The following is a 9,667-nucleotide window of genomic DNA, read 5'->3' on the forward strand; positions in this document are numbered from 1 at the left end:
GCGCGCCTAGCTTCGCCCCATGACCACACCCGACGTCGCGGAGAGCCCGGGTCGCAGCGAGCTCAAGCGCTCGATCACCGCCAAGCAGCTGTACTTCTACGTGGTCGGCGACGTCCTCGGCTCGGGCATCTACGTGCTCATCGGTCTGGTCGCGGCGGCTGTCGGCGGGGCGTTCTGGATGGCGTTCCTGGCCGGCGTCACGGTGGCCACCGTGACCGGCCTCGCCTACGCCGAGCTGGTCACCAAGTACCCGCAGGCCGCGGGCGCATCGCTCTACGTGAACAAGGCCTTCGGCAAGCCCGTCCTGACCTTCTTCATCACGATCTGCATGCTCTCGGCCAACATGGCCGCGGTGGGCTCGCTGGCCGCGGGCTTCGTCCGGTACTTCGCCGGGGTGGTCGGGATGAGCGAGGACACCGTCGTGCCGGCGCTGCTCATCGCGCTGGCCTTCGTCGCCGTGATCACGCTGGTGAACCTGATCGGCATCACCGAGTCGGTGGTGGCCAACGTGGTCATGACGTTCATCGAGCTCAGCGGGCTGCTGATCATCGTGGTCATCGGGGTGATCGCGGTGTTCCAGGGCATCGGGGACCCCGCGGTGCTCGTGGAGTTCAGCGGCGAGGGCAGCAAGGCCATCGCGGTGGTCGCCGGGGTCTCGCTCGCCTTCTTCGCCATGACCGGGTTCGAGAACGCCGCCAACGTCGCCGAGGAGACCATCGACCCGTCCCGGTCCTTCCCGCGGGCGCTCATCGGCGGCATGGTGACCGCCGGTGGTGTCTACGTCCTGGTGTCGATCGCCGCGGCCCTCGCGGTGCCGGTCGACGTGCTGGCCGGCAACACGCTGCTGGAGGTGATCCGGGCGGACCTGCTGCCGATCCCGGCGAGCGTCATGCTGGTGGTGTTCGGGCTGATCGCCATGGTCGCGATCAGCAACACCGCACTGGTCACCGTCGTGGCCCAGTCCCGGATCCTGTACGGGATGGCCCGGGAGGACGTCGTCCCGGCGGTGTTCGAGAAGGTGCACCCCACCCGCCGCAGCCCCTACGTCGCGCTGCTGTTCGGCGCCGCGGTGGTCGGCGCGCTGCTGGTCATCGGCGCCGTGCTGCAGCTCAGCGGCTCCGACCTCGACGTCGTCGACCGGTTGGCCACGATCACCGTGGTCTTCCTGCTCTTCATCTACGCGCTGGTCATCGTCGCGTGCCTCAAGCTGCGTGGCAGCGACGAGACCGCGGACACCTACCGGGCGAGCACGCCCCTGCTCGTGCTGGGCGTCGTCGGCAACCTCCTCGTGCTCGTCTACACGCTCTACGACGACCCGGGTGCCCTGCTGTGGGTGGCCGGGCTGCTCGCGCTCGGCGTGGTCCTCCTCCTGGCCCAGCGCGCGTCGAGGAAGCGGTCCTCGACCACCCCGTCCACCCCGAAGGAGCACTGACCGTGCACGTCATCGTCGCCACCGACGGGTCGCAGGCGTCCCTGGCCGCGGCCCGGCAGTTCCAGTGGATAGCCGACTCCAGGGAGATCACCCACGTCACCGTGGTGGCCGTCGTCAGCCCCTACGCGGCCGTGCCGTTCGCCAACGAGCTCACCGAGCGGCGCAACGCCGAACCCACCGACTTCAGCTTCCAGGACGACGCCGCGGCGGCCGTCGACCACGTCGCCGCGGTCTTCGACGGCTGGGGCCCGACGATCCACACGCAGGTGCGCAGCGGCTCCCCGGCAGCCGAGATCATCCGCGCGGCCGTGGACACCGACGCCGGCCTGATCTCGCTGGCCTCGGGCAGCCGGGGCCTCACCGCCACGATCCTGCTGGGGACGACGGCCGCACGCGTCCAGCACTCGGCGCCGTGCCCGGTGCTGGTGTGCCGGCCCACGGCGGGGTCCGGAGGACGGTGACGGCCGGTGTGCCCGGCGAGGAGGACGGGCAGGACGGGTTCGCGCGTACTTTCCGGGCATGACCTCTGCACCCACCCTGACGCCGGAGCTCGAGCGGATCCTGGACTCGGTCCCGGCTGTCCCGGTCGCGACCGACGCCCTCCGGTACTCCTGCGGTGACGCCGAGCTCGAGGGCTACCTCGCCGCGCCGGCCGACGCCGCGGGGCCGCGCCCGGCGGTCCTGGTGCTGCACGACTGGGCCGGGATGACCGACCACGTCCGGGTGCGGGCGCAGATGCTGGCCCGGCTGGGCTACGTCGCGCTGGCCGGGGACGTCTTCGGCGTCGACGAGCAGCCCGCGTCGCCCGAGGAGTCGGCCGCCCTGGCCGGCCGGTACTACGGCGACGTCGAGCTCTTCCGCGCCCGGGTGCTGGCCAACCTGGACGCCCTGCGCGCCGACCCGCGGGTGGACACCGCGCGGATCGCCGTCATGGGCTACTGCTTCGGCGGCAGCGGTGCATTGGAGGCCGCCCGGGCCGGTGCCGACGTCCGCGGGGTGGTGTCCTTCCACGGCGGCCTGGGCACCGGCGCGCCCGCCGAGGCGGGGAGCGTGACCGCGTCCGTGCTGGTGCTCACCGGGGCCGACGACCCGATGGTGCCGGTCTCCGCGGTCGCGGAGTTCCAGGACGAGGTGCGCGGCGCCGGTGCCCCGGACTGGCAGGTGGTCAGCTACAGCGACGCGCTGCACGCCTTCGCCGTCCCCGGCGCGGATGCTCCCGAGCACGGCGTGGCCTACCAGGAGACCGCCGACCGGCGCTCCTGGGTGGCCCTGCAGGACTTCCTCCGCGAGCGCCTGGGCTGACCCACCGCCCACCCGAGCCCACCCGATCCCAGGAGGTACCCCGTGCCCGCACCCCGTCGCGCCCTCGTCGTCATCGACGTCCAGCAGCAGTACTTCGGCGGCCCGCTGGAGGTGCAGCACCCGCCGCACGCCGAGTCGCTGCCGCGCATCGCCGCGGCGATCGACGCCGCGACGGCGGCCGGGGTCCCGGTCGCCGTCCTGCAGCACACCTCGGGGGAGGGCGCCCCGGTGTTCGACCCGACCACCCCGGAGTGGCAGCTGCACCCCGAGGTCGAGCAGCGGGTGCCGGCCGGGGCGTTCCGCTCCGAGAAGCAGTTCGGCACCGTCTTCGCCGGCACCGGGCTGCGCGACTGGCTGCGGGAGCGCGACGTCGACACGATCGCGCTGGTCGGCTTCATGACCAACAACTGCGTGCTCGTCTCGGCCGCCGAGGCCGAGACGCACGGGCTGGCCGTCGAGGTGCTCTCCGACGCCACCGGCGCGATCGCGCTGAGCAACGAGGCCGGCTCGGTCGACGCGCGGACGCTGCACACCACGCTGATGGCGCTGCTGCACTCGAACTGGGCCGCGGTCACCGACACCGACGGCTGGGTGCAGGCCGTGGGGTCCGGTGCCCCGCTGGCCGGGTCGAACCTGGTGGTCTCGGCCACCCAGGGCGCGGCCCGCTGACCGGGTCGGGCCCGGCCGCGGCGGTCAGCCGACCAGCAGCTGCAGCCGGGTCCGGATCCCGGTGAGGACGTCGGCGGTGCTGTCCTCCGGGCCGGCCGTCGCCATGCCGAGGAACAGGACAGCGGTGACGACCGAGGCCCGGACCGCAGCGGAGTCCGGGTCCTCGCCGGCCCGGGTGAGCACCTCGGCCACCGCGACCTCGGCCTGCCCGGCAAGCTCCAGCGCGGCCCGGTGGTGTGGCTCCGCCGGGTCGCCGAACACCAGCTCGCGCAGGTAGGTGCGGCCGTTGTCGACCTGCTTCCGGTTGCAGGCGACCGTCTCGCCGACCAACGCCATGACGGCGTCCAACGGGGTGGCGGCCGCCTCGGCGGCGGCCCGGCCGCGCTCCAGCGCCTCGACGTAGCGGGAGTTCTGCACCAGCAGCAGCAGCTCGGCCTTGGTCCGCGCGTGGAAGAACAGCGTGCCGATCGCGACGTCGGCGCGGTCGGCGATCTGCTGCGTGGTGACCTCGTCGGCGCCGTGCTCCTCGAACAGCTCGCGGGCCGCGGCGGTGATCCGGGCCAGCTTGTCCTGCTTGTTGCGCTCGCGGCGGCCTGTCGGCGTCGTCATCGGCGGGTCGCGCACCTCTCTGCTCGGGACGCCGCGTGCGGTCCGGCGCCCGTGGCCATGGTGGCCCCCCGGGGTGCCGCGTCTGCACACCCCCCGGTGCGGCTCAGCCCCGGCCCAGGAACTCGACGGCGACGGGCGCGAACTGCTCGTGGAACTGGAAGATCCCGCCGTGGCCGGAGCCGGGGTAGACGACCAGCTCGCTGCCCGGGATGCGCCGGTGCAGGTCCTGCGACAGCACCGAGGGCACCATCCGGTCGTGGTCGCCGTTGGCGATCAGCGTCGGCTGCGTGAATGCGGCGAGGTTCGAGGGCGCCGAACGGCCGTAGCGCTTGATGGCCTGCAGCTGGGTCAGGAACGCCAGTGGCTTGATGTTGGCGTCCCGGCCGACGGTGCGCTCCTGCAGTCGGCGCACGAACGCCTTGGCGGCGGCCTTGCCGGCGGCGTCGCGCTCGAAGAAGAGGAACTCCTTGGGGTCCGAGCGGGTCAGCGTGGCCCGGGCGATGTCGTAGAACGTCGTCCGGGCGACCTTGTCCATGTCCTTCCCCCCGCGTGGGCCGGTGCCGGTCAGCACCAGGCGGCGGACCAGCTCGGGGTGGGCGACGACGAGGTCCTGGGCGACCATGCCGCCCAGGGAGAAGGCGAACACGTCGACCTGCTCGTGGCCCAGGGCGCGGAGGAAGGTGTGCGCGTCGGCGGCCATCTCCTCGACCGTGCCGGGCACCTTGCCGGTGGACCCGCCGACGCCGCGGTTGTCGAAGGTGATCACGTGCCGGCCGGCGGCGACGGGATTGACGATCCGCGGGTCCCAGTTGTCCAGCGTGGCGGCCAGGTGCACGAAGAACACGACCGGGACGCCGCCGCGCGGGCCCAGCTCGCGGTACGCGAACGTCACGCCGTCCGCGGTGACGGTGCGCTGCGGGGCGAGGGCGTAGCTGGTGACGACGTCCGGGGTCGAGCTCATGCGGGCACTCCAGGATTGCGGTTACTGAGTGAACTCATTGTTGAGTACGCTCAGCGAACGAGCAAGGCGCCGCCACCGAGAGGACTCCCGTGAAGGCTTGGCAGATCGATGCGTACAGGGGCCCGCTGCACCTGGCCGACGTCCCCGAGCCCGTCCTCGAACCGCACGACGTGCTGGTCGAGGTGCACGCCGCGGCCCTGAACGTCGCCGACCTCATGGTCGGCCGGGGCGAGTTCAAGGCCTTCCTCCCGGCCCCCGTGCCGCTGACCTACGGCCAGGACCTGGCCGGTGTGGTGACCGCCGTCGGCCCCGCCGTCACCCGGTTCGCCGTGGGCGACGAGGTGTTCGGCTGCCTGGACGTCGCCCGGCCCGGCGGCACGATGACCGAGCGGGTCGCCGTCGCCGAGTCCGACCTGGCGCGCACGCCGGCCGGCCTGTCGATGGTCGAGGCCGCCTCGCTGCCGCTGGTCTCGCTCACCGCCTGGCAGGTGCTGGTCGAGCGCGCGCACGTCCGGCCGGGCCAGCGGGTGCTGGTGCACGCCGGTTCCGGGGGGCTGGGCAGCGTCGCCGTCCAGATCGCCAAGCACCTGGGCGCGACCGTCGCCACCACGACCGGGACGTCGAACGTCGAGTGGGTCCGCGCGCTGGGCGCCGACCAGGTCGTCGACCACCGCACGCAGGACTTCGCCGAGCTGGTGCACGACCAGGACCTGGTCCTGGACGGCCTGGGCGGGGAGGTGCTGGACAAGTCGTTCGGCGTGCTGCGCCGCGGCGGGCAGGTCGTCGGCGTCAAGGGCCCGCCCGACCGGGCGTTCGCCAAGTCCCTCGGCCTCAGCCCGGTCCTGCAGACGGTGATGGGCGTGCTCTCGCTGCGCACCAACCGGCGCGCGAGGAAGGCCGGGGTGCGCTACTCGTTTCTCTTCATGCACTCCTCGGGCGCGCAGCTCGAGCAGATCGCCGCGCTCGTGGACGACGGCGTCCTGCGGCCGGTGGTCGACCGGGTCTACCCGTTCGCCGAGACCGACCAGGCCTACGCGCACCTGGCCACCGGCCGGGCCAAGGGCAAGGTGGTCGTCAGCGTGCGCTCACGCGCCGGGTCAGGCGGGTTCGGGGACCCCGTCGGGGTCCCCGCCCGGGCCCTCGGGGCTCGGCTCGACCGGCGCCGGGGGCAGCGGCTCCGGGGCGTCGGGCAGCAGCTCGCCCGGGTCGTCGGGGACGGGCTCGGTGGGGTCCAGCAGCGGTCCGGGCACGGTGTCGTCCATGACCGCGAGTGAACCAGGCCACCCCGGACCCCACCTCCGACCGTTAGCGTTCGACCATGACGAGCACCCCGGCAGGCTTCGGACCCGGCGGCCGCGGGGTGTGGTGCTCCGACGCCTCACCCGGCACCGTCCGCCGGCTGGGCCAGGCCGGCTTCGACTGGGTCTGCTTGGACATGCAGCACGGCACCTACGGCCGCGCCGAGCTGCTCGAGGTGGCTCGGCTGTGGCACGGGACGCCGGCCGACCTCGTCGTCCGGGTGCCCTCGGCGGAGTTCACCGGGATCGGCCTGGCGCTGGACGCCGGGGCGGCGGCCGTCGTCGTGCCGCAGGTCGACTCCCCCGAGCAGGCCCGCGCGGCCGTCGAGGCGGCGAGCTACCCGCCGCTGGGCCGGCGCAGCGCGGGCCAGTTGACCCCGACCTGGGGCGAGCCGGCCACCGACCTCGGGACGACGAACGACCAGGTCGTGTGCGCGGTGATGATCGAGTCCGCCGCCGCCCTGGACCGGGTCGAGGAGATCGCCGCGGTCGAGGGCGTGGGGCTGCTGTTCATCGGCCCCAACGACCTCGCGCTGACCCTGGGCAGCACGGTCGACGGCCTGCTGGACGACCGGACGGCGGACTCCGCGCTGGACCGGATCACCGCCGCCGGCCGGGCGGCCGGCGTCCCCGTCGGCGCGTACGGCGGGGACCCGGCGACCGCGGCCCGGTTCGCCGCCCGCGGCATCGACTGCCTCGCCGTGGCGACGGACCTGTGGGTCACCGCGACCGGGGCGGCCCAGGCGCTGCGCTGAACCCCGTTGCACCGGCGGGGTCGGCAGGGCCACGATCGGCCCCGCCGACCGGAGGTGCGCACATGGCGACGGACCCGCCGACGATCCACGACTGGGCGGGCGGCCGTCCCGCCCTCGAGCGCTGGCTCGGTCGCTTCTACGACCTGGTCGAGGACGACGACCTGCTGGCGCCGGTCTTCGGCGGGCGGGTCTCCGCGCAGCACCGCCGCGACGTCACCACCTGGTGGTGCGAGGTGATGGGCGGACCGGGCGACTACACCGCCGCCCTGGGCGGGTACGAGCGGATGCTCGCCCACCACCGCGGCCTGCAGATCTCCCCGGAGCAGCGGCTGCGGTTCGTCACGCTGCTCTCCCGCGCCGCCGACGCCGAGCTGCCCGACGACCCGGAGCTGCGGGCCGCGCTGATGGGCTACGCCGAGTGGGGCACCCGGCTGGCGGTGCAGAACTCGGCCGTGGACGCCGCCGTGGTCGAGCACGCCCCGGTGCCCCGCTGGGGCTGGGGCGTCGCGCCGCCCTACCGGCCCGGCGTCTGACGGCGGAGCGAGCGGGCCACCCCGGCCAGCAGCGTGCGCCTGCCCGACGGCGGCAGCGCGGCGGCGACCCGGAGCATCGCGGCCGCCACGGCGGTGGGGGAGCTGCCGACGTCCAGGTAGGCCGCCCAGGCCCGCTGCGGCAGGGTGAAGAACGCGGCGAAGAAGGCGTCGGTCTGCGCCTCGTCGAGGCCGAGCAGCACCTCGCGGCCCAGGCCGAGCAGCGCGAGGGTGGCCCGGCGGCGACGGGAGCGCACCAGGGCCTGCACCTCGGCCGGACCCGCACCGCGGACGACGGCGTCGGCGACCACCGGGCCCAGCCGCAGCGACGTCGCGACGCTGTAGCCGGTGGCCGGGTGGACCAGCCCGGCCGCGGCGCCGACCGGTGCCGCGCCGGAGCGGGTGGCCGGGGCGTCCAGCACGATGGCCACCTTCTCGGGGTCGCCGACGGTCCGCAGACCGCGCTGCGCCAGGTAGGCGTGCAGCCGGTCACGCAGCTGGGGGAGCGGCACCGGCGGGCGGGCGGCCAGGGAGGTGGCTTCCAGCAGCACGGTGCCGTCGTCCAGGCCCATGCCGTAGAGGAACGCCGGCGCCTGTCGGCGGGCCGGGTCGCGCAGCGCCGCCCAGTCCATGAGCAGCGCGCCGTCGCCGGGGACGACGTCGGGCACCGGTCCCTCGACCTGCACCCCCCAGGCGCGCTGCTGGGCGGTGCCCGGTCCGCTCCCGCGGGCGTCCACGACGACCCCGCCGGTCAGCTCGGTGCCGTCGGCGAGGACGGCGGTGCGCCCCGCCCGGACCTCCTCGACGGTCCCGGTGCGGACCTCGCCCACCCGGTCCAGCAGCGTCGCGTGCACCCGGGCGTTGTCCAGCCGCGCATAGGCCCGGCCGACGTCGTGGTCGCCGGCGCCGGTGCGGACCAGGGTGGTCGGGTAGCGCGTGCCGGCCGGGGTGCCGCCGAGGAGCGCGGTCTCCGCCTCGGCCAGCTCGTCGGCCCACAGCCCGTAGGTCTGCGTCCACGGCCGCAGCGCCGGGGCGACCACGACCACCGACAGTCCCCGGCCCGCGCAGGCGGCCGCGACGGCGAGCCCGGCCGGCCCGGCCCCCGCGACGACGACGTCCCAGCGCGCGGACGACGTCATGCCGTGAGCCAACCAGGCCGCCGCGCGGTCGGCCTCTTCTGCGGACCGGCCGGGCACGGCGCAGGGTGGTGGGCATGAGTTCTCCCTCTCCCGTCGTGGTGGTCACCGGTGCGAACGGCCTCGTCGGCGCGGCGGTGTGCCGGGCGCTCGCGGCGCGGTCGGCCTCGGTGCGCGCCGTCGTCCGCCGTCCCGGCACGGCGCCGTCGCTCGACGGCGTCACCGAGCACGTCGGGGACGCCGCGGACGTGCTCGAGGGTGCCGACGCCGTCGTGACCACCGTCCACCCCATGGGCTCCTCCCGGGAGGTGCAGCACGAGGTGGGCGTCGAGGGCACCGCGGCCCTGGCCCGGGCGGCGGCCGCCGCCAGCGTCGCCCGGCTCGTGCACGTCTCGACCGCGGGGGTCTACGACCGCTCCGCGGGCCTGGGCGACCTGGCGGAGGACGCCGCGCTGCTGCCCGACGGCAGCGGCGACTACCCCGACACGAAGAACGCCGCCGACACCGCGCTGGCGCAGGTGGGTGGCCTGACGACGGTGCTGGTCCGCCCGCCGGCGATCGCGGGGGCCGGCGAGACGTCGACCTGGAACACGCTGCGCCCGCAGAGCTTCCGCGACGGCGACCGCAGCGTGAACCCGGCGAAGAGCTGGGCCTGGGTGCACGTGGACGACCTGGCGGCGTTCCTCGCCGATCTCGCCGTGGGCGCGGTCGCGACCAGCGAGGACCCCGAGCAGGGCCCCGTCGCCGGCGGCACCACCCCGGTGCTGGTCGCCGGTGAGCCGGCCACCTGGGGCGAGTACCTCGGGGCGGTGGGCCAGGCGACCGGCATCGAGCCGGAGTGGACCGACGAGCCGGTGTGGACCGGGCAGCTGCGCACCGACCGGGCCCGACGCTGGGGATGGACGCCGCAGGTCGGCCTCGACGCGGCCCTGGCCGAGCTGCGGGAGGGCCTCACCGCGCAACGGTGACCCGGGC

Annotated in this window: 11 protein-coding genes; 8 read left to right on the forward strand and 3 right to left on the reverse strand. The window is 74.8% G+C overall.

What is annotated here, in order from left to right; genetic code table 11:
* The first annotated feature begins 19 nt into the window (after positions 1-19).
* Genes UXQ13_RS12490 through UXQ13_RS12505 form a run of 4 tightly spaced genes read left to right on the forward strand, consistent with a single transcriptional unit; the run spans position 20 to position 3,403 of the window.
* Entirely contained in the window at positions 20-1,432 is a 1,413-nt protein-coding gene (locus tag UXQ13_RS12490; RefSeq protein ID WP_225235642.1) for an APC family permease, read from the forward strand.
* Positions 1,433-1,434: 2 nt separating this feature from the next.
* Positions 1,435-1,893, forward strand: coding sequence for a universal stress protein (locus UXQ13_RS12495; RefSeq protein ID WP_225235643.1), 459 nt, complete (start codon positions 1,435-1,437; stop codon positions 1,891-1,893).
* A 58-nt stretch (positions 1,894-1,951) separates the two neighbouring features.
* Positions 1,952-2,734, forward strand: a complete 783-nt coding sequence (locus UXQ13_RS12500) for a dienelactone hydrolase family protein (RefSeq protein WP_336392406.1) — start codon at positions 1,952-1,954, stop codon at positions 2,732-2,734.
* A gap of 42 nt (positions 2,735-2,776) precedes the next feature.
* Positions 2,777-3,403, forward strand: a complete 627-nt coding sequence (locus tag UXQ13_RS12505) for an isochorismatase family protein (protein WP_225235645.1) — start codon at positions 2,777-2,779, stop codon at positions 3,401-3,403.
* Between the two features lie 24 nt (positions 3,404-3,427).
* On the opposite strand, the gene UXQ13_RS12510 is transcribed toward UXQ13_RS12505, so the two are convergent.
* Together UXQ13_RS12510 and UXQ13_RS12515 are read right to left on the reverse strand one after the other, a co-directional pair.
* Positions 3,428-4,012 carry a TetR/AcrR family transcriptional regulator gene (locus tag UXQ13_RS12510; RefSeq protein ID WP_225235646.1) on the reverse strand — a complete coding sequence of 195 codons (585 nt, stop codon included), beginning with the start codon at positions 4,010-4,012 and terminating at the stop codon, positions 3,428-3,430.
* Between the two features lie 103 nt (positions 4,013-4,115).
* On the reverse strand, positions 4,116-4,973 hold the full coding sequence (locus UXQ13_RS12515) for an alpha/beta fold hydrolase (protein WP_225235647.1): 858 nt from the start codon (positions 4,971-4,973) through the stop codon (positions 4,116-4,118).
* Between the two features lie 89 nt (positions 4,974-5,062).
* On the opposite strand from UXQ13_RS12515, the gene UXQ13_RS12520 reads away from it, so the two are divergent.
* The 3 genes from UXQ13_RS12520 to UXQ13_RS12530 all read left to right on the forward strand — a co-directional run bounded on the left by UXQ13_RS12520 (position 5,063) and on the right by UXQ13_RS12530 (position 7,559).
* Positions 5,063-6,247: an NADP-dependent oxidoreductase gene (locus UXQ13_RS12520; protein ID WP_225235648.1), complete on the forward strand. Its 1,185-nt coding sequence runs from the start codon at positions 5,063-5,065 to the stop codon at positions 6,245-6,247.
* A 44-nt stretch (positions 6,248-6,291) separates the two neighbouring features.
* Positions 6,292-7,026, forward strand: coding sequence for an HpcH/HpaI aldolase family protein (locus UXQ13_RS12525; protein ID WP_225235649.1), 735 nt, complete (start codon positions 6,292-6,294; stop codon positions 7,024-7,026).
* 62 nt (positions 7,027-7,088) lie between these two features.
* Complete coding sequence (locus UXQ13_RS12530) at positions 7,089-7,559, forward strand: group II truncated hemoglobin (RefSeq protein ID WP_225235650.1); 471 nt, start codon at positions 7,089-7,091, stop codon at positions 7,557-7,559.
* Here UXQ13_RS12530 and UXQ13_RS12535 read toward each other — a convergent pair.
* A complete protein-coding gene (locus UXQ13_RS12535; protein ID WP_225235651.1) occupies positions 7,541-8,695 on the reverse strand; it encodes a lycopene cyclase family protein in 1,155 nt (384 codons plus the stop codon). The genes UXQ13_RS12530 and UXQ13_RS12535 overlap by 19 nt on opposite strands.
* Before the next feature lie 74 nt (positions 8,696-8,769).
* Here UXQ13_RS12535 and UXQ13_RS12540 point away from each other — a divergent pair, with 74 nt between their 5' ends.
* Positions 8,770-9,660 (forward strand): NAD-dependent epimerase/dehydratase family protein, encoded by an 891-nt coding sequence (locus UXQ13_RS12540; protein WP_225235652.1) that lies wholly within the window; start codon positions 8,770-8,772, stop codon positions 9,658-9,660.
* Positions 9,661-9,667: the final 7 nt, after the last annotated feature.

Origin of the sequence: Klenkia terrae, from assembly GCF_037083865.1 — a bacterium.
In the GTDB taxonomy this organism is placed as follows: Bacteria; Actinomycetota; Actinomycetes; order Mycobacteriales; family Geodermatophilaceae; genus Klenkia; species Klenkia terrae.